This window comes from Streptomyces sp. NPDC051738 (genome assembly GCF_044453205.1).
Taxonomy (GTDB): domain Bacteria; phylum Actinomycetota; class Actinomycetes; order Streptomycetales; family Streptomycetaceae; genus Streptomyces.
Window position 1 is genome coordinate 1 of record NZ_JBITCM010000044.1, and the last position, 18,233, is coordinate 18,233.

Below are 18,233 nucleotides of genomic sequence, written 5' to 3' on the forward strand. Positions count from 1 at the left end.
GGCAACGGCGTTCACCAGGCCATGCTCGGCATCGCCCGGCTCCACAACATGGCCCTCACCGGATAACTCACGCCCCATACGGGACAACCTCTAGGGAAGGTTTTCCCATGCCCACCATCGTCATCGTCGGCGCCGGTCCCCAGCTGGGTCTCGCCATAGCGCGCAGCTTCGGCACCCACGGCTACGACGTCGCACTGATCGCCCGCAACCGCGCCAAGCTCGAGGGTCTGGCCAGCGAGCTGGTCGCCGAAGGCATCACCGCCGCGGCCTTCCCCGCGGACGTCCTCGACCGCGACGCGCTCACCCAGGCGCTCCAGGACGCCGCCGCGCACTTCGGCTCCATCGACGTCCTGGAGTACTCCCCGGTCGGCGGGTTCGACTCGACCGTCCTGACCGCCCCGAGCGCGACCGAAGCCGCGCACGTGCAGCACGAGATGGAGTTCCAGCTCTACGGGGCGATCGCCGCCACGCGTGCGGTGCTGCCCGCCATGCGCGAGTCCGGCGCGGGCACCCTGCTGTTCACCACCGGCGCCGGCTCCATCGACCCTGTGCCGCAGGTCGGCAACGTCAACGCCGCCGCCGCGGCCCTGCGCAACTGGGCGATCAACCTGCACAAGGAGCTGAACGGCACCGGCGTCCAGGCCGCCCACATCGGCATCGACGTATCGATCGGCACATCGGTCGTGCCCGGATTCCCCACGGCCAAGCCCGAGGAGATCTCCCCGGTCTACTGGGAACTCCACACCACCCACCGCGACCAGGCCGAACGCGTTTTCAGCCGGTGACATCACACCGGCCTGACGGCCACTTCCCTCTTGTCCGCGTACAAGGTAGCTAGTGCGCCGCCGACACCCCTTGCCCCTCGGTAACCCCAGCACGGCCGGGGACCAAGGGGCGCCGGGGGCTGAGGCGGCCGCGATCGCGGCGGGCACGGACGGTGTGGAGATCCCGGGCGCGAACGGCTGGCTACCTGGTGCACCAGTTCCTGTCCGACAACACCAACCGGCGCACCGACGCCTACGGCGGCTCGATCGAGAACCGCATCCGCTTCGCCGTCGAGGTCGCCGCCGCCGTGGCCGACGAGATCGACGCCGAGCGCACCGGCATCCGCCTCTCGCCCGGCAATACGTACAACGACATCGCCGAGTCCGACACCGCCGTGCTGTACCCGGCGCTCCTGGACGCGCTCGCCCCGCTCGGCCTGGCTTACCTGCACGTGATGCACTTCGGCGACGAGGTCCTCCTGGACACCCTGCGCGCGCAGTGGCCGACCGCGCTGATCCTCAACCGGGCCGGTTCCGAGCTCCCCGCCCGCGCCAAGGACATCGACAACGGCACGGCCGACCTGGTGTCGGTGGGCGCCCTCGCCCTGGCCAACCCCGACCTGGTCGCACGCCTGCGTGCCGGTGCGCCGCTGAACACCCCCGACCCGGCCACCTTCTACGGTGGCACAGCGGCCGGCTATACCGACTACCCCACCCACACCGGCTGAAGGCACCCCCGCAGACAGGAGACGATCGACATGGCACTGATCCTGGTGACCGGGGCCTCCAGCGGGCTCGGGCGCAACACGGCGCAGGCGCTGGTCGACGGCCACGACGTCGTGGTTCATGTCCGCAACACGGCCCGGCTCACTGACGCCGGCGATGCCGCACGCTGGAAGGGCGTCGTCACGGGGGATCTCGCCGACCTGGACGAGATCCGTGGCGTTGCCCGGCAGGCCGGTGAGTTCGGCCGTTTCGATGCCGTCATCCACAACGCCGGCGTCATGGGCTCTCCGTAAGTTGTTTGGTGGCCCGGGAGGGCCGGGTGTGGCTTATGGGTTCTTGCCTTCAGTGGCTTTTCAGGAGTGGCCGCCCGGCTCTTCGGGGCGCCCTGGCTGCTGATTGAGATGTGCGCGCCGTGTGCGGTCGCTGATTACGGAGATGACAGCGGGGTGTTCCTCGGGCTGACGGCACGCTGTGCGGGACCAGGAGGGGCGAGTGGAGGAGCGACGGGCCCGGGTATGGGTCGGCATCGACGCCGGCAAGGGCCATCACTGGGCCGCGGTGGTCGACGAAACCGGTGCGACCGTGTGGTCGAAGAAGATCGACAACGACGAGGCGGCGATCCTGGCCGCGCTCGGCGAGATCCTGGGCCTCGCCGACGCAGTGTCCTGGGCGGTGGACATCTCCGGCACGTCCTCCGCGCTGCTGCTGGCCCTGCTCGCCGCCCACGGCCAGCAGGCTGTCTACGTGCCCGGCCGCACCGTCAACCGCATGTCCGGCGCCTACCGGGGCGAGGCCAAGACCGACGCCCGCGATGCCTATGTCATCGCCGAAACTGCCCGTCACCGCCGGGACTTCGCCACGATCGACGTGCCGGCCCAGCTTGCCGCCGACCTCGCGCTGCTGACCGCCCACCGCACCGACCTGGTCGCCGACCGAGTCCGGATGATCAACCGGCTCCGCGACGTGCTGACCGGCGTCTTTCCTGCGCTGGAGCGGGCCTTCGACTACTCGTCCCACAAGGGTGCGCTGGTGCTGCTGACCGGCTACCAGACCCCGGCCGCCCTCCGCCGACGTGGCCGGGCGCGGCTCACGGCGTGGCTGGCCAACCGCAGCGTGCGCGGCCCCGATGCCGTGGCGGCCACCGCGCTCGAAGCCGCCCAGGCCCAGCAGACGGCGCTGCCGGGTGAGGATGTCGCCGCCCAGATCGTCGCCGACCTGGCCGCACAGATCCTGGCCCTGGACGACCGGCTCAAGCGGATCGATCAGCAGATCCGTGACACCTTCCGCAGCCACCCGCAAGCCGAGATCATCGAGTCCCTGCCCGGCATGGGCCCCATCCTCGGCGCCGAGTTCCTCGTCGCCGCCGGGGACCTGACGGCCTACGCCGATGCCGGCCATCTTGCCTCCGCCGCCGGGCTGGTGCCCGTCCCGCGTGACTCCGGCCGCCGGACCGGCAACCTGCACCGGCCCAAGCGCTACAGCCGCCGCCTGCGACGGGTCTTCTACATGTCCGCCCAGACCAGCATCGTCCGCGACGGGCCGAACCGGGACTTCTACCTCAAGAAGCGGGCCGAAGGCTGCAAGCACGTCCAGGCCGTCATCGCCCTGGCCCGCCGACGGGCCGGCGTTCTGTGGGCCCTCCTGCGCGCCAACCGGCTCTTCACCTCCGCCCCGCCGGTCACGCAGGCAGCTTGACTTCAACATTGAGACTCCCGAAGCGATCACCGTCAACGTGGTCGCGCCATACCTGCTGACGGCTGGTTCGCCTCAGCCGATCCGATTGAGACGCAGGTCCGCCGCCGGCTGATCCCACTGAACGGGAGAAGCCGCTCCTGCCGGGTCGGCGCTTTCGACCGGAGCAGACGAGGACATCGGCACCGGCGCGCCGTTCCACGCAGGCCCGCGCCCTATCGGCCGCAGCCTCCCTCTCCGGCGTAAAGGCGTCCGGGCGAGCAACTACCAAGGCTACGAGGCAATACCCAACTGGGCGACGTCCGGCGTGCCGAACAGATCGTCGAAGCGACGGGCTCCCTGAGTAGACATCAGAAAATACGGGGCGCCCGATCCTGCAATGCTGTGCGGCCTCTTCTCCCCCGCGACGAGCACGTCGTACGGCGAGCGCACATCCAGGCCGTCGAACACGTAGTAGACCGGAAGCTGCGTCCAGGCAACGAGCTGCAAATGCGCCAGCACCGCAGACCGTTCGACAGCATGCCGGCCCGTTCGCCTGCTGGTCATGCCGCCCTTGCAGTCGATCAGTACGAGGTCCTTGGCCTTCGCCGCAATGAGATCCGGGAACCAGCGAATGGAACTGTCGGTCTTCCGGAGCGCACATTGAAGCGCCCGGCTCAGCTGCCCTTGGCCCCAGAAGTCGACATGCCACCCTCGCCCGGCGAGTTGTTCGGCGACGTACCGCTCGTGCGCGTCACCTATTGCTTTCCGCTGCTGAAAGCTCGTCATGGATGCAGTGTGGCCCGCAGAGCAAAGCAGGTAACCCATCATGGATTGAACCCGGACAGTCCCATTCAGTCTCAGTGGTTCTCACTGTGTTCGTGTCAGTCCGTGGACGTCCGGCTACGTCCGCATGCGCTCACCCCAACTTGGCCGAAATTCGGCAGCACAGCTGCGCTGCCTACCGTCGGCGCCGACCGAAGCGTCTCCGCCCCTATGCGCGGAGTTCTGGCTGTGGCTGCCCGATGAGGTGGAAGACTTCCCGGGCCGCGTAGCGTTTGAGGCACCGGATGATTTCGCGCCGGGTCTTGCCCTCCTTGATCCGGCGCTCGTAGTAGTCCTGCGTGCGCGGGTCGACCCGCAGACGGGTGAACACGATTCGGTGGAGCGCGGCGTTGGCCTGACGGTCACCGCCGCGGTTGAGACGGCGGAACTGCCGGCGTCCCGAGGAACGCTCGACGGGACTGACCCCGCACAAAGCGGCGAAGGACGCCTCGCTGCCCAGACGTTCCGGGTTGTCCCCCACCGTGATCAGCAGAGCGACGGCCGTGTCCGGGCCGATCCCCACCACGTCCAGCAGCTGCGGGGCATGACTTTCAACGAGCCGGGCGAGCCGTGCGTCCACATCCCGGATCTGCTCGGAGAGCTGGCCGATCCGGCCAGCCAGCAGGCCCAGTGTGATCCGCGTGGCCTGCAGCACCGACTCCTCGCCGACCTCCTCGTGACTAGTCACTTCGGCGAACCCCGCGCAGGTACGGAAGAGTTCTGCATTGCCCAGCCCGGTCAGCTCCTCCCGCAAGGCGGGGTCGGCAGTGACGAGGACGGCCTTGAGCTGGTTGATGGCCTGTGTGCGGGCTTTGACGGCCGACGCCTTCGTGAGTTTGTACATTCTCGCGATCTGCACCGGTCCGTCGCCTGCCTTGGCCCGGGCGCGGGCCCGCCCGCTCAGCACGGCTCGCGCCGCGTTCTGGGCATCGAGCGGATCCGATTTGCCGCGCCGCCGGCGATCCGCGCGGTCCATCCGGTTCACGTCCAACACGTCCACGCCCTGCGCCAGCAGATAGCGCGACAGGGACGCCCCGTAGGAGCCGGTCCCTTCAACCCCGGCCCGCCTCACCACACCCGACTTCCTGGCCCACTTCAGCAGATCCCGGTAACCGGCTGCGGTGGCCGGGAACTCATCGGTGGCCAGCACTGCCCCGGTCACGGAGAGCACCGCAGCCACGTGTGCATCCCGGTGCGTGTCCACCCCCAACACCACCTCTCCCCCAGCACGGCGACGGCGGGTCTGCGGGGCGAGGTGGTGCTGGGCACCGTCGAAGTAGACATGACCGTTCCCCTTCCGATCCGACGAAGTGTCGCGTCGCCGGAACCGGGCCGCGTCAGACGGTCAGAATCGTTAGGACGCCACAACACTCGGCAGGCCCCTATCGGGACACACCCCGCCAGCCCGGCACCGACAACGCACCATCCCCGGCCCACAGCCGACACTGCGAAATTCAGACGCTCCGATCAGAGATGTCATGAGTCAGACCCCGCAGGACCCGGGACAGCACCCACCAATCCTCCCGCCCGTCACAGCATTCCCACCTGGAAACAGAGAGCATGCTCAGTCCCAGCTCTCGGGGCATCGCGGACCCGACACCGGCTGATCGTTATACGGCACAGAGGCCGACATCTTGGTTCAAGTTGCGTCACGACAGACGCCGCACCGGTGTAAGCGACCTCGCCGCTGGCGAACGCTGAGGCCCCCTGCCAGCATCTGGCAGGGGGCCTCAGTGGCCCTTACGTGTCACATTGCTGTCACTGCCCCTATGAGCGGGGTGCTGGCCGTATCTGTTTGACCAGGTGGAAGACCTCCCGGGCAGCATAGCGTTTGAGGCAACGGACGATTTCGCGCCGGGTCTTCCCCCTCCTTGATCCGGCGCTCGTAGTAGTCCTGAGCGCGCGGGTCGATCCGCAGGCGGGTGAACACGATGCGATGAAGCGCGGCGTTGTCCTGCGGCCCAGAAACGCGGGCAGCAACACCGCCGCCGACCACATCACCACCGCCCGCCTAGCCTTGGCCCAGTTGCCGAAGCACGCCATCTGTGGGGAGGGGCCACGCTCAGCCCTCCAGAACCCGCCGCACCCTCCGGGACGGCCCGAACTCGTACAGGTCCAGGATCTCGGGCGGATCGGCGAGGCCGGGTCCGCCGGAGCGCACCCACTGTGCGATGTCTGCCGTCGCGTCGGGGTCGTTGACCAGCCCCAGCCAGACCGGCCGGCCGCCCGCGGCCCGACCCTCCGGGGAGGGCTGGACGATGATGACGTTGGCCTGCTCGCACGCGTCCAGGCAGTTCACCGCCCGAACCTGGGCGATGGATCCCAACTCGGCTTTCAGGTGCGCGAGTTGAGCGGCGTGGTCGACGCCGGGGACCTTGGGGGTGCCGCAGCAGCAGCCCCGGCACACGGTGACCGTGCACCGGGGAGCTGCCTGGGCAGGAGCCCTGCGGCGGCTCATTCGGCGGCCCGTCGCCAGACCGATTCGCGCAGCAGCCGCAGCCCGTTGAGGCCGACGATGACGGTGGAACCTTCGTGTCCGGCGACGCCGAGCGGCAGCGGCAGGTTGCCGGCCAGGTCCCAGACGACCAGGCCGGCGATGAAGACTCCGGCGATGACGAGGTTCTGCACGACGAGTGTGCGGGCCCGGCAGGACAGGGCGATCACGGCGGGGACGGTGGCGAGTTCGTCACGGACGATCACCGCGTCGGCGGTCTCCAGGGCCAGGTCGGAGCCCGCCCGGCCCATGGCGACGCCGGTGTGCGCGGCGGCCAGCGCCGGGGCGTCGTTGACACCGTCGCCGACCACCATCACCCGGCGGCCTTCGTCCTCCAACTCTCGGACTGCCTGCACCTTGTGCTCCGGCAGCAGTCCGGCCCGAACGTCCTCGATGCCGACCTCGGCGGCGAGGCGGACCGCCGCACGGGGATTGTCGCCGGTCAGCAGGAGGGGCGCGGTCCCGGTGAGGGAGGCGAGCGACGCCACGGTCTCCCGCGCGTCGGGGCGGAGGCGGTCGGCGATGCCGAGCACACCGGCCGGAACTCCGTCCAGGGTGACCAGTACGGCGGTCCGGCCGTCCTCCTCCAACTCACCGGCGAGTACCGCCGCGCGGGCGGAGGCGGCGTCGGTGGTCTCCCGCAGCAGTCGGGCCGGGGCACCGACGGCGACCGCGCGCCCGTCGACGGTGGCCGTCACTCCCACTCCGGGTGCGGAGTCGAAGTTCTCCGCCGGTGCGAGCGTGAGTCCTCGCTCGCGTGCCGCGGCGACGACAGCCCGGGCCAGGGGGTGCTCGCTCGGGTTCTCGGCCGCCGCCGCGAGGGCCAGCAACTCCCCTTCGTCCAGTCCGGATTGCGGAAATGGCCGGACGTCGGTGACCCGCGGGGTGCCCTCGGTCAGCGTGCCCGTCTTGTCCAGCGCCACCGCGTCGATCTGCCCGAGTCGCTCCATCACCACGGCCGACTTGACCAGCACACCATGGCGGCCGGCGTTGGCGATGGCCGACAGCAGGGGCGGCATCGTCGCCAGGACCACCGCGCAGGGCGAGGCGACGATCATGAAGGTCATCGCCCGCAGCAGCGAGTCCGTGAGGTTCGCCCCGAAGGCGAGCGGGACGAGGAACACGGCGAGGGTCGCTGCCACCATGCCCAGCGAATAGCGCTGCTCGACCTTCTCGATGAACAACTGGGTCGGCGCCTTGGTCTCGGACGCCTCCTCCACCATTCGCACGATCCGGGCGATCACCGTGTCGGAGGCATCGCGCTCGACCCGTACCCGCAGCGCGCCGGTGCCGTTGAGGGTGCCGGCGAAGACCTCGTCGCCCTTCTCCTTGGTCACGGGGAGGGGTTCACCGGTGATGGTGGCCTGGTCGACGTCGCTCGCCCCGTCGAGGACGCGGCCGTCGGCGCCGATGCGTTCGCCGGGGCGTACGAGGATCGTGTCGCCGACGGACAGGTCCTCGACGGCGACGGACGCCTCGCTGCCGTCGCCATCCACGCGGGTGGCGGTCGCGGGGGCCAGGTCGAGCAGGCCGCGCACCGAGTCGGCGGTCCGGGCGGTGGCCAGCGCCTCCAGGGCACCCGAGGTCGCGAAGATGACGATCAGCAGGGCGCCGTCCATGACCTGGCCGATCGAAGCGGCCCCCAGCGCGGCGACGATCATCAACAGGTCGACATCGAGGGTTTTCTCCTTCAACGCCTGCAGACCGGCCCAGCCGGGCTCCCAGCCGCCGGTCGCGTACGACAACGCGTACAGCGGGCCCCATGCCCAGGCCGGAGCGCCGCTCAGCTGAAGGGGCAGCGCGAGCAGGAAGAAGACGGTGGCGGCGGCCGCCCAGCGGGCCTCAGGCAGGGCGAGGACGCGGGTACGGCGCCGCGGGGCATCGCTTGCCCGCGCGGGCGCGGCCCGGTCTGCCACGGGCGGGGTAACGGTGGAGGTCATCGGAGCGGAATTCCTTCACGACGGCATGACGAGGTGACGGCAGCCGGAACATCCAGCGCCGCTCACTCCACGGTACAGGACTACATGAAGACCCATTCATGCATTCATGGGTCCTGCTCCGTAGGATGTGGGCCATGGGCCACGGAGCTGACGCCAAGACCACCGCCACCGCGCGCGAGCGCCTGGAGACCGTGGGCGCCGCCGACGTGGCCGCCACCCTCCAAGCACTCGCCACCCCCTCCCGGCTGCGCATCCTGGCCCGCCTTCAGGAGGGCCCCTGCGCGGCCACCGAACTCGCCGACGCCGTCGGCATGGAACAGTCCGCCTGCTCCCACCAGTTGCGCCTGCTGCGCAACCTCGGCCTGGTCACCGGCGAGCGCAAGGGCCGCTCCGTCATCTACGCCCTGTACGACAACCACGTCGCCGAACTCCTGGAACAGGCCCTCTACCACGTCGAGCACCTGCGCCTCGGCCTGCGCGACACCCCGGCCAAGGCCCCGGCCGAGGTAGCCGGGGCCCGCTGAGCCTCACCCCGACACAGCAACCGCCGGCGGCCTCGACGCGAGATAACCGGCGCGGTGCAACCACTCCACCAGCCCCGCACACACCAGCCCGGTGACCACCAGCGCCGCCCACGGCAGCCAGCGCACTCCCGCGTCGAACAGTGCTCCGACCACTGGATTCCCGAGCGAGATCGCGATGCCGGAGGCGGTGTTGTAGGCGCCGTAGTACGTCGCGACCAGCCGGTCCCCGGAGAGCCGTACGACGGTGTCCATTTCAAAGGGGTAGAGCAGCGCCCCACCCCAAGCCAGCAGCGCCGCACACACCGTCAGACCGACCACCCCGACCACGGCGTCGTACGACCCGGGCAGCAGCGGCAGGAAGGCCGCCCCCATCACCACCAGTCCGTACACGATGGCCCGCGGCCCGGACAGGTTCTGCTTCGCCCAGGCGGTTAGCTTCAGTTGCCCCGACAGCGCGGCCAGCGCCGAGACGGCGAAGACCGCTCCCGTCACCAACCCGGTCCGCTCGCCGAAGAGTTCGCGTGCACGCAGCGGTAGAGCGAGGTAGACCTGGAAGGCCAGGACGTACGAGCCCGACATGGCGGCGGCAAAGAGCAGGAAGGGCCGGTTGGCGGCGATGGTGCGCCAGTCGGCGGCCACCGCCCGCCAGGCCGGGTCCGCGCCCCGGTCCTTCGGCGGGCGGGCCGGCAGAGCACGGGCCTGCAGGACGGCCAGCACCCCGAAGATGAGCGCCGCGACCGCGCACACCGCGCTGAAGTCCCAAGTCAGCAGGGCGAGTCCGGCGAGCGGGCCGACAAGGATGCCCGCCTGGTAGAAGACATTGAAGGCGGCGAACGCCTCGACGCGCCGCTCCTCGCCGACCTCCGCCGCCAGATACGCCCGCACGGCCGGATTGAACAACGCCCCGGCCAGGCCCGTCAGGGCCGAAGCGGCGATCAGAGCGAGCAGGCTGCCCGCCACCGCGAGCAGCCCGAAAGCGACCGTCCGCAGGGCGCACCCGGCCAGGATCATCGGCTTGCAGCCGTAGCGGTCGGCGAGGGTGCCGCCGATGAGGAACATGCCCTGCTGGGAGAGATTGCGTACGCCGAGCACCAGGCCAACCGTCCAGGCGGCGAGCCCGAGGCCGTGGGCAAGGTGGTCGGCGAGGTAGGGCATGAGCATGTAGAAGCCGAGGTTGATGGCGAACTGGTTCACCATCAACAGCTGGGCCGGACGATCGAAGGAAGCCACCTGGGTCCGCAGCCGCCTCATCGTGCACCCGCCTGCCTTGCGGCTGCTTCGCGCCCCAGCGGATCCCGCACCCGGCTGCATCGCGTCCACGCAGTCACGACGCACTCGTCCGGCTCGGCGATCTCGTCAGGCTCCGGCGGAGGTTCATGACCGAGGAGGTCTCGTTCGCGGCACCAGGCATCGTTGTAGATGGTCTCCAGGTAGCGGTGCGGACCGTCGGGGAACACAGCGACGATCCTGGTGCCGACGGGACAGGTCCGTGCCACCCACCCGGCTACCATCGCCACCGCCCCGACGCTCCAGCCGCCGGACGCGTAGTGACGGCGGGCCAGCTGACGGCACGCCCACACCGCCTCGGCCGGGGCCACCCAGTGGACCTCGGCGAAGGCTTCGTAGTCGACGTTCGACGGGTGGATGCTCGACCCCAGGCCGCGCATGAGCCGGGGTGCCGCAGGCTGCCCGAAGATGGTCGAGCCGACGGTGTCAACGCCGATCAGCCTCAGCTCGGGCCACGACCTACGCAGCCCCGCCGTGATGCCGGCCGAGTGTCCACCCGTGCCTACCGCCGCCACCAAAACGTCGATGCGCCCGAGCTGGGCGATGAGTTCGGCGGCCAGCGGTCGGTAGGCGGCCGTGTTGTCAGGGTTGTGGTACTGGTCCGGGCAGTACCCGTCCGGCGCTTCGGCCAGGAGTTCGGCGACGCGCTCGCGGCGGGCCTCCTGCCAGCCGCCGTCGCTCGCGCTGGGCGCGTTCGGCGCCGGGTCCATGACCGTGGCGCTTCTCCTCCCCCGGGTTCTGGAAAAGATCTCCGACCGGGCCGTGATACTGCCCGCCGCACTGCTGCTCGCGGTCGTGTTCACCGGACTCGGGGCCATCACCGCCTCGCCGGACGGGAGTTGGCGCTGGCCCGCGCTGCTGGCCGCATGGGCCGCCTTCGGTGCCGCGTGCTCCGCGGTGCTCACCCCGACCGGGCGGCTCGTGCGCCGCTCAGCACCGGCCGAGCAGCGGACGGCGGCGTTCGCGGCCCAGTTCTCGCTCTCTCACAGCTGCTGGCTGCTGACGTATCCGCTGGCAGGGTGGCTCAGTGCAGAGGCCGGACTGCAAGCGGCCGTGGTAGGGCTGGGTGGGATCGCCCTCGCGGCGTCCGTGCTGGCGGTGCGGCTGTGGCCGTCGCGGGAGACGGCGCCGGTCGAGCACGAGCACATCGACCTCCACGACGGTCACCCCCATCTCATCGACGCCACCCGGGTCGGGGGCAGCTGGCGGCACAGCCACGGCTTCGTGGCCGACGAACTGCACCACTCATTCCTCAGCGGACGGTGACGGTAGCCGTCTCGGTGGTCTGGTCGATGTCGGTGAGGCGGACAGTGACGGCCATCTGCCACTTGCCGGCCGTGGGGAGTTGGAGGTTTCCGTTCGCCCAGTAGCCGCCCACGTTCCTGAGACCGGCGTCGAGCGGGCCGATGTCGCGCTCGGTGTTGGTGAAGGTGATCCGCACCTCGGGCACGGTGACGAGGCCGCCGTCGACGGCGTACACGACGGCCTGGAGCTCGTTGCGGCCGACGGTCGCGGGGTCGAGGGAGATGAGGACCGTACCGCTGCCGTACTTCGTGCCGGTGTCGAAGGGGACGGTGAGGCTGACGCCGGCGGGCTGCACGACGGCAGCGACCGACGCCGGTGCGGCTGCCGCGTCGGTCCGGCCGGGGGTGGTCTCGGTGAGCAGCGTGGTGACCAGGAGCACCACGAGAGCCAGGACGGCTTCCACCGCCACCGAGCGCCGCAGCCGTTGTTGCGTCACTGACTCGCTCGTCCCGGTCACCGGTTCTCCTGCGCCGGGGTCGGCGGAGTCGGCTTCCCCGTGGGTGGGCGGGGAGCCCTTCGGGACCTCGCCGGACAGTGCGGGACGGCCGGACGAGGTCGCCATGGCGAGCGCGGCCCCCTCTGGTTCCCTGGCGGTTGCCTCGGCTGCCGGTTGCCGCAGGCGGGCCGTGAAGCGGCGGGAGTACGACGCCGCGGTCAGCATCGCCACCACTGCCGCCGTCTTCAGGAGGAGGAGCCTGCCGAAGCCGGTGGACACCAACGCATCGAAGGAGCCCACCAGTCGCCACGACTGGTAGAGGCCCGTGCCAGCGAGGACGGCCACGGCGGTGAACGCGAGACGGGAGAAGCGGGCGACCGCCTGGGCGGGCACCTCCTCGCCCTCCGGAGCGCGGACAAGGACCGTGACGAGCGCGGCCAGTCCTCCCAGCCACACCGCCACGGCCAGCAGATGGAGAGCGTCCATCGGAAGAGCGAGCGCGGTCTGCGAGCCGGCGGCGGCATGGCCGGTCACGGCCCAGGTGCCGGCCAGCGCCACGGCGATCAACGCGCCGAGCGCCGTCAGGGCGGGGTGGCGGCTGCCTTTCGCCGATTCGGCAGGCACCTCAGTTTCGGCAGGCACCTCAGTGGCTTCGTCCGATTCGGACACGCGGCCGTGCAACCGGACAGCAGGACCCACCAGTACGACGAGGAAGAAGCCGAGACCACCGAGCAGCAGGAGGCGTACGACGAGGGCAGTGCCCGGATCGGTGTCGAGGGTGCCGCGCAGGGCGGTCAGGTCGAATGCCTGGCCGAGTCCCTTGCCGGAGGTGTAGGGGACGCGCAGCGCCAGCAGGGCCAGGCCGGATACCAACAGGGTCGACCAGCCGGCCTGGAGCAGTAGGCGCAGCCGCCGTCGGCTGCTGCCGCCCGGCCAGCACACGAGCAGGAAGGCGGCGACGCCGATTGCCAGGACGTAACCGAGGTAGGCGAGGTAGCGGGCCGTGGAGTACAGGGCGCCCACCAGTCCCCCGCCGGGCGTGGCGTCGGTGACGACGGCCCGGGTCGGGGACGGCGCGCCCACGGAGAACACGAACGCCTCGCCGACGGGATGGCTGTCGGCGGAGACGGCCTTCCACGACACCGTGTACGTGCCGTCGGGCAGACCACCGTCCAGGGCCACGCGGGCGGTGGCGCGGTCGGAGCCGACGTGGTCCGTCGCGCCCGTGTCCACGCGCCTGCCCTTCGGGGCCAGGACCTTGATCGAGTCCTCGGACAGCGTCATCGGCTCGGTGAAGGTCATGGTGACCTGGCGGGGCGCGGTCTTCAGGACGGCGTCCTCGGCGGGGTCGGTGGCACGCACCTTGGCGTGTGCGGCGGCGGGGCCGGCGCCGGCGAGCAGGAAGGCGAGGACCGTTCCCAGCAGCACGACGAGGGCTGCGGCTCGGCGTCCCGGGCGATGGGTGGTCAACGGACGGCCTCCTCAGGCGTCGGTGCGCGGCACTCTGCCAGCGGTCCTCCTGCGTCGTACGGCTGATCCGGTGCTCTTGTTCACCGCTCCGAATCAGCGACGCCGTGCACGATCACCCCGAGGGCGTGGGTGAGGACGGGGGCGACGCCATGCCGGTGAACGGTGCCGAGGGATAGCCGGTGTCGAAGTGCATGTAGTCGGGCACCTTGATGTTCTGCCAGATCCAGCCCTCGTCCATGAACGCCTTCCAGACCACACCGCCCTTGAGGATCTTGCCCTTGCCCGGGGTGCGGTCGGCGTACGTGCCATTCGGCGACCAGCACTTGCAGCGCAGGTCCTTCCACGGGTTCTGCAAGGGGTTGATGTCGATGGCCCGGCCGTTCGCGTGCGGCGACTCCTTCAGTGGCGCGTTGATCTGGTTCGCGCGGCGGCAGTTGTAGGCGGCCGTGTTGTTCGCGGCCAGGCTCGCGTTGTTGTCCCCGTCGTACGCCTCCACTCCCTGCATGCGGTAGATCGGGAACTTCGCGTCGAAGAGCCGGGTGAAGATCCGGGAGATGCTGGCGGTGATGTCCTGGTTGACGACGAGCACCCCGCGCTGGATCTCCCCGTCGAAGTCCCAGTAGTTGACCTCCACGCGGCGCAGTGTCTCGCGGGTGGCCGGGCACCCCTCGCGCCACATCCCGGCCTCGACCATGACCTGCCACTGCGCGACGGTAACTTCTTCGGTCACCGGGTCGGCCGTCGGCGGGGGTGGCGTGGTCGGGCTCGGGCTCGCGTTCGGTGGGGACTTCCTGTCAGGCCACTGGAGCGGAGGCGCGTCGGAACTGCCGCAGCTGGTCGCCGCCAATGCCAGGGCGAGGAGGGCGGCGGCGACTTGTGGGGCGCGGCGTGGGGGTGTCACGGGAGGGGGTTCCTTTGGAGGGTGCAGGCGGAGGCGTCGCGGAGCTGTCAGGCCGGGTCGAGAGGGCGGGCGTAGACCAGGAGGTGTTTGCCGTCCGGGGTGTGGGTCTCCCCGCGTTGCTGCCAGCCCCTCTGTTCGTAGTACGGCCCCGCCCCGGCGGGCCCGGAGGCGGTGACCAAGGACATACGGGTGCAGCCCGCCAGGACGGCGAAGTCGGCGAACCGTTCGATTAGCCGGCCTCCGATGGCGAACGAGCGGTACTCCTCACGCACCGCGACATGGGCGAGGACCGCCTCCCGGCCGTGGGGGGAATGCGGCTGCGGTGTGGCGAGCGCCTCCGCGCGCCGTCCGGACATGAACTTGCGGGAGTAGCGCGGCAGCCTCGTCCGCAGGAAGTGGGCGGTGAGCGCGGGACGGACCGCGAGGGCCGCTGAAGCCCGCAACGCCAGCCCCGCCCCGTGCGCGCGGAGCAGGTGGCGGCGGTGCAGCGCCGGATCGACGATGCCGACCACATATCCGACCGGTCCTCCGTCCACCTCGGCGACGAACCCGGTGGCGTGCGGGCTGGTCAGGTACGTACGGGTGTGAGCGGTGAGGAAGGCGGGGCCCAGGCGTGCGAAGAAGCCGTCGGGGAAGAGGCGGCGGTGCTCGCTCACTACGAAGGGCAGATGGCTCGTGTCCATGAACCGCAGGGAGACGGGCGGCGCGTCGGACTCCGCGGAGAGCCGCGGGGCGGGCAGACGCAGCAGAGTGGTCGGCCGGTCCCGGTCGGGGACCGTGGGGGCAGCGTTCGGCAGCGCAGAGGCGCGAGGGTCGGCATCCACATCCGCAAACTACTACGTGGCGTAGAAATAAATCTACTACGCGCTGTCGAAGTTCTGCGGCGTACGGCAGACTGGGTGCCGCACACCGGGACGGATCTGGGAGGGAGTGGGCGTGAGAGCGTTCGGGGAGCTGGAGGCGGAGATCATGCGGGTGGTGTGGCGCAGTGCCGAGCCCATCGCCATCCAGACGATCGTCGACGCCCTCGGGGAGCAGCGCCGGCTGGCCTACACGACGGTCATGACCGTCACGGAGCGCCTGCGGGAGAAGGGCTGGCTGACCCGGGTCCGGCACGGACGCGCCTACCGCTACTCCGCCGCCCGGACGGCCGACGACTACACCGCCGCGCTCATGGGCCAGGCTCTCGACGCCTCCAACGACCGGACCGGCGCCCTGTTGCGGTTCGCCGGACAGCTCACCGCCGATGAGGCGGCGGCTCTTCGCGCCGCGCTGAACGAGCCGCAGGCCGGCCCGGATCCGGCGGGCGGGAGCTGAGCCGTGCCGGTCATCGCCGCTCTCCTCGCCTACGCCGCCCTGCTGGGCTTCGTCGGCGACCGGGTGCTGACCCGGGCCTCGTGGACAGCTGGGCATCCCCGGGCCGCACTGCGGGCCTGGCACGCCTGCGCGTTCACGTTCCTCAGCTCCACCGCCGCAGCCCTCATCCTGACGGCGCACGACCTGTGGGAGCACGCCGTGGTCTGGCTCTTCCACGCGGGCAAACCCCAGGTCCACGCCGCCTACGCGGGCGCATGGCACATCGAGGGGGTCGCCGACTCGGCAGTGTTCCTGCTCCTGCTCGCCGCCACCGCGGTCACCGCCCTGGCGGCCCACCGCTACCTCGCCGTACAGCGGGAACGGGACAAGACGCGGCTGATCACCGACGCCCTCGGCAGCCGCGGCGCGGGCGGGCTCGCCGACGTGCACATCCTGGACGAGGCCGCGCCCACCGCCTTCTGCGTACCGGGGAGCCGCGGAAGGGACCGGATCGTCGTCAGCCGCGGCACGGTCGACCTGCTCACCGAGGAGCAGTTGGCGGCCGCGGTCGCGCACGAGCGGGGACATCTGCGACTCGCACACCACCGCATGATCCTGGCGGCCGAAGTGGTGACCGCCGCGGTGGGCTGGAGCGGTGCGCTGCGCGGCTACGCCCGCCAGGTCCAGCGGCTCGCCGAGATGGCCGCCGACGACCATGCCGCCGCACAGCACGGATCGCGGACAGTGGCCTCGGCTCTGCTGGAGATGTGCACCGTCGCGCCCTCACCCGGCAGCTCGGCGGCGCTGGCCCTGAGCGGGCCCGACCCGGCAGAGCGCATCCGCCGCCTCCTCGCCGCCCGCCCCGAACCACGCCGACGTCTGCTGCCCGTACTGATCGCCTGCGCCACGGTCGCCGTGCTCGCACTGCCGGCGGCCATGGTGCTCGCCCCGGCGTTCGCGGTCGCGGACACGGCGCACTGCGGGGAGCACTGCCCGCGCTGACTATCCGAACGAGATCGCGATGCTGGGTGCGGTGTTGCAGGCGCCGTAGCACTACGCCGTCAAAAGAGCGGGAACACCCGGAGCCGTCCCAGAGGATCCGGACACGGTCGTTACGCTGAGCGGCTGGACACGGCTGGAGACACCGCGAAAAGCCACAGGTCACAGCGGCGTTCCACCCAACGCGAGAGCCGGGCCTCTCAGTCTGCCCCAGCCCGAAACCACCCCCGCTACACAAACGCAACGCCCCGTCAGCAAGCTGACGGAACCTCATGAATGATCGAGCTAGAAGTCGACGGGTCCCAGTACCTCGTGGAGATCAAGTGGTGGGGCGCGCCGGTCGAGATCAACACGATGAGCCGCCATCTGGTGCGCGTGTATAGCCGAACGGAAGTCCGCGCCCTATTCATCTCCCCATCCAGGTTCACGAAAGCAGCACTTGAGGAAAGCACGCGCGCTCTAAACCAGCGAGTGATCGTCCTAGGCGATCTTCGCGAACTCGTCCTCCTGCTCGAACAGCAAGACGATGTGACCAGCTGGCTACGCAAAAAAGTCCGACTCGCATAGCTTGAACGTCGCCCCCTGACGCTACTGGGCTCCGACTTCTGAGCACCCGGACGGGCCGTTGACCGAGAGTGCAGCCCATCCCGCCTCGTCCTGCCCGAAGAGCGCGGAAACATAGCGGCGGATACCCGGTTACCGAAACCGGGGATCCGCCGCATCCTTATGGCTCCACCGCCATTCCCTGACCGCCCCGTCGAAAGGCAGCACCACGCCAGCAGCCCACAACTACAGATCCCAGCCGCACATGCCCGCACCGGCCACTGGCCCGCTACACAGCGGCAAAGCTGAGGCGGAACAGTTTCTGGGCCCGCTCAAGATCCTGCTCCGTGCGCAACTGCAGCTCCAGGTCGCCGATGCCGTGGTGGCCTAGCCCCGTCACGTCCCGGGTGAAGCCCGGCACGAGGCCGACCGCCTTCGGGTCCGCCTTGAGGTAGACGAGGAGCTTGGTCTGCTGCGGCGCGAGCACGCAGGCGAAGTTCCGCAGCCGCTGGTAGGCCGCGTACTGCTTGCGCTGCACCTGGGTGACGCCAGCCCCGAGGCCGGCCAGCACCTCGTCGACCGCTCCGGCCAGCTCGGTCATCGGGCCGTCTTGCCGTCGGTCGGTCGGCAGCCCGGCCCCACGCCGTCGAACCCGCCGGGGAGCGGCCAACTGCCCAATGACCGACGTTGCGGACTCCGTGCCACCTGGGGCGGGACAGGGAGCGTGTAGGAAGCATCCAAGGCGTTCGGATTCTCGAGGGCGAAGGGCTACGACCGCGTTCGCAAGGGGAAGTTCCCGTGCCGCGTGCTCCGCATCGGCCGCAGCACGCGGGTCGTCACCACGTCCCTGCTTCGGGTGCTCGACAGCGGCGAGCCCGAGTACAACGGAGCCCACGATGGAGCCCTCAGGCCATCTTGACCAGCCATAGGAAGAGGCCCCGCCGGAGCAAACCGGCGGGGTCACGTCCGCTGGAGTGGTGTATCGACGGCCACTCGGTGATCTCGTTTTGAGGCTATGCGGTGAGTTCGGTGGGCAGGGCTGTGTCGTCGGT

16 protein-coding genes and 3 pseudogenes are annotated in these 18,233 nt (G+C 70.3%); 9 read left to right on the plus strand and 10 right to left on the minus strand.

Going from position 1 to position 18,233, the window contains the following annotated elements; translation table 11 throughout:
- The first annotated feature begins 107 nt into the window (after window positions 1-107).
- From ACIA8X_RS46440 to ACIA8X_RS46455, 4 genes and pseudogenes are all read left to right on the plus strand, one after another.
- The gene (locus ACIA8X_RS46440; RefSeq protein WP_393462848.1) at window positions 108-785 is read left to right on the plus strand and encodes an SDR family NAD(P)-dependent oxidoreductase; all 678 of its coding nucleotides are present in this window, start codon (window positions 108-110) and stop codon (window positions 783-785) included.
- Between the two features lie 118 nt (window positions 786-903).
- Window positions 904-1,492: pseudogene (locus tag ACIA8X_RS46445) on the plus strand (alkene reductase); the annotation flags it as partial.
- A 30-nt stretch (window positions 1,493-1,522) separates the two neighbouring features.
- Window positions 1,523-1,783, plus strand: coding sequence for an SDR family NAD(P)-dependent oxidoreductase (locus ACIA8X_RS46450; RefSeq protein WP_393462849.1), 261 nt, complete (start codon window positions 1,523-1,525; stop codon window positions 1,781-1,783).
- A 199-nt stretch (window positions 1,784-1,982) separates the two neighbouring features.
- On the plus strand, window positions 1,983-3,185 hold the full coding sequence (locus tag ACIA8X_RS46455; protein WP_393462850.1) for an IS110 family transposase: 1,203 nt from the start codon (window positions 1,983-1,985) through the stop codon (window positions 3,183-3,185).
- 270 nt (window positions 3,186-3,455) lie between these two features.
- Here ACIA8X_RS46455 and ACIA8X_RS46460 read toward each other — a convergent pair whose 3' ends face one another.
- The 4 genes from ACIA8X_RS46460 to ACIA8X_RS46475 all read right to left on the minus strand — a co-directional run bounded on the left by ACIA8X_RS46460 (window position 3,456) and on the right by ACIA8X_RS46475 (window position 8,420).
- Window positions 3,456-3,950, minus strand: a complete 495-nt coding sequence (locus tag ACIA8X_RS46460) for a hypothetical protein (RefSeq protein WP_393462851.1) — start codon at window positions 3,948-3,950, stop codon at window positions 3,456-3,458.
- A gap of 205 nt (window positions 3,951-4,155) precedes the next feature.
- Window positions 4,156-5,166, minus strand: coding sequence for an IS110 family transposase (locus ACIA8X_RS46465; protein ID WP_393462852.1), 1,011 nt, complete (start codon window positions 5,164-5,166; stop codon window positions 4,156-4,158).
- An 882-nt stretch (window positions 5,167-6,048) separates the two neighbouring features.
- Entirely contained in the window at window positions 6,049-6,444 is a 396-nt protein-coding gene (locus tag ACIA8X_RS46470) for a (2Fe-2S) ferredoxin domain-containing protein (RefSeq protein ID WP_393462853.1), read from the minus strand.
- Window positions 6,441-8,420, minus strand: a complete 1,980-nt coding sequence (locus ACIA8X_RS46475) for a heavy metal translocating P-type ATPase (RefSeq protein WP_393462854.1) — start codon at window positions 8,418-8,420, stop codon at window positions 6,441-6,443. Before ACIA8X_RS46475 ends, ACIA8X_RS46470 begins: the two co-directional genes overlap by 4 nt.
- Window positions 8,421-8,554: 134 nt before the next feature.
- Between ACIA8X_RS46475 and ACIA8X_RS46480 the strand changes: the two genes are divergently transcribed.
- Entirely contained in the window at window positions 8,555-8,944 is a 390-nt protein-coding gene (locus ACIA8X_RS46480) for an ArsR/SmtB family transcription factor (protein WP_393462855.1), read from the plus strand.
- Window positions 8,945-8,947: 3 nt separating this feature from the next.
- Here the strand turns inward: ACIA8X_RS46480 and ACIA8X_RS46485 are convergent, their stop codons facing one another.
- Window positions 8,948-10,195, minus strand: coding sequence for an MDR family MFS transporter (locus tag ACIA8X_RS46485; protein ID WP_393462856.1), 1,248 nt, complete (start codon window positions 10,193-10,195; stop codon window positions 8,948-8,950).
- Window positions 10,192-10,905: pseudogene (locus ACIA8X_RS46490) on the minus strand (pyridoxal-phosphate dependent enzyme); the annotation flags it as partial. The pseudogene ACIA8X_RS46490 and the gene ACIA8X_RS46485, both read right to left, overlap by 4 nt.
- A gap of 34 nt (window positions 10,906-10,939) precedes the next feature.
- On the opposite strand from ACIA8X_RS46490, the gene ACIA8X_RS46495 reads away from it, so the two are divergent.
- A complete protein-coding gene (locus tag ACIA8X_RS46495) occupies window positions 10,940-11,497 on the plus strand; it encodes an MFS transporter (protein WP_393462857.1) in 558 nt (185 codons plus the stop codon).
- On the opposite strand, the gene ACIA8X_RS46500 is transcribed toward ACIA8X_RS46495, so the two are convergent.
- From ACIA8X_RS46500 to ACIA8X_RS46510, 3 genes are all read right to left on the minus strand, one after another.
- Window positions 11,484-13,442: a copper resistance CopC/CopD family protein gene (locus tag ACIA8X_RS46500; protein ID WP_399460776.1), complete on the minus strand. Its 1,959-nt coding sequence runs from the start codon at window positions 13,440-13,442 to the stop codon at window positions 11,484-11,486. The two genes, ACIA8X_RS46495 and ACIA8X_RS46500, sit on opposite strands and share 14 nt — an antisense overlap.
- Window positions 13,443-13,554: 112 nt before the next feature.
- Window positions 13,555-14,172, minus strand: coding sequence for a M15 family metallopeptidase (locus tag ACIA8X_RS46505; RefSeq protein WP_393462859.1), 618 nt, complete (start codon window positions 14,170-14,172; stop codon window positions 13,555-13,557).
- Between the two features lie 218 nt (window positions 14,173-14,390).
- Entirely contained in the window at window positions 14,391-15,167 is a 777-nt protein-coding gene (locus ACIA8X_RS46510; protein WP_393462860.1) for a GNAT family N-acetyltransferase, read from the minus strand.
- A gap of 112 nt (window positions 15,168-15,279) precedes the next feature.
- Between ACIA8X_RS46510 and ACIA8X_RS46515 the strand changes: the two genes are divergently transcribed.
- From ACIA8X_RS46515 to ACIA8X_RS46525, 3 genes are all read left to right on the plus strand, one after another.
- Window positions 15,280-15,660 (plus strand): BlaI/MecI/CopY family transcriptional regulator, encoded by a 381-nt coding sequence (locus tag ACIA8X_RS46515; RefSeq protein WP_393462861.1) that lies wholly within the window; start codon window positions 15,280-15,282, stop codon window positions 15,658-15,660.
- A gap of 3 nt (window positions 15,661-15,663) precedes the next feature.
- Entirely contained in the window at window positions 15,664-16,641 is a 978-nt protein-coding gene (locus tag ACIA8X_RS46520) for a M56 family metallopeptidase (RefSeq protein ID WP_399460777.1), read from the plus strand.
- Between the two features lie 273 nt (window positions 16,642-16,914).
- A complete protein-coding gene (locus ACIA8X_RS46525) occupies window positions 16,915-17,205 on the plus strand; it encodes a restriction endonuclease (RefSeq protein WP_399460778.1) in 291 nt (96 codons plus the stop codon).
- Window positions 17,206-17,470: 265 nt separating this feature from the next.
- On the opposite strand, the pseudogene ACIA8X_RS46530 reads toward ACIA8X_RS46525, so the two are convergent.
- Window positions 17,471-17,884: pseudogene (locus ACIA8X_RS46530) on the minus strand (transporter); the annotation flags it as partial.
- Between the last annotated feature and the right edge of the window lie 349 nt (window positions 17,885-18,233).

What these genes read in the sequence shown, in the direction of transcription:
- ACIA8X_RS46525 (WP_399460778.1), top strand. Translation starts at nt 16,915, where the DNA reads ATGATCGAGCTAGAAGTCGACGGGTCCCAGTACCTCGTGGAGATCAAG.
- ACIA8X_RS46480 (WP_393462855.1), top strand. Translation starts at nt 8,555, where the DNA reads ATGGGCCACGGAGCTGACGCCAAGACCACCGCCACCGCGCGCGAGCGC.
- ACIA8X_RS46460 (WP_393462851.1), bottom strand. Translation starts at nt 3,950, where the DNA reads ATGACGAGCTTTCAGCAGCGGAAAGCAATAGGTGACGCGCACGAGCGG.
- ACIA8X_RS46450 (WP_393462849.1), top strand. Translation starts at nt 1,523, where the DNA reads ATGGCACTGATCCTGGTGACCGGGGCCTCCAGCGGGCTCGGGCGCAAC.
- ACIA8X_RS46440 (WP_393462848.1), top strand. Translation starts at nt 108, where the DNA reads ATGCCCACCATCGTCATCGTCGGCGCCGGTCCCCAGCTGGGTCTCGCC.
- ACIA8X_RS46470 (WP_393462853.1), bottom strand. Translation starts at nt 6,444, where the DNA reads ATGAGCCGCCGCAGGGCTCCTGCCCAGGCAGCTCCCCGGTGCACGGTC.
- ACIA8X_RS46485 (WP_393462856.1), bottom strand. Translation starts at nt 10,195, where the DNA reads ATGAGGCGGCTGCGGACCCAGGTGGCTTCCTTCGATCGTCCGGCCCAG.
- ACIA8X_RS46475 (WP_393462854.1), bottom strand. Translation starts at nt 8,420, where the DNA reads ATGACCTCCACCGTTACCCCGCCCGTGGCAGACCGGGCCGCGCCCGCG.
- ACIA8X_RS46495 (WP_393462857.1), top strand. Translation starts at nt 10,940, where the DNA reads ATGACCGTGGCGCTTCTCCTCCCCCGGGTTCTGGAAAAGATCTCCGAC.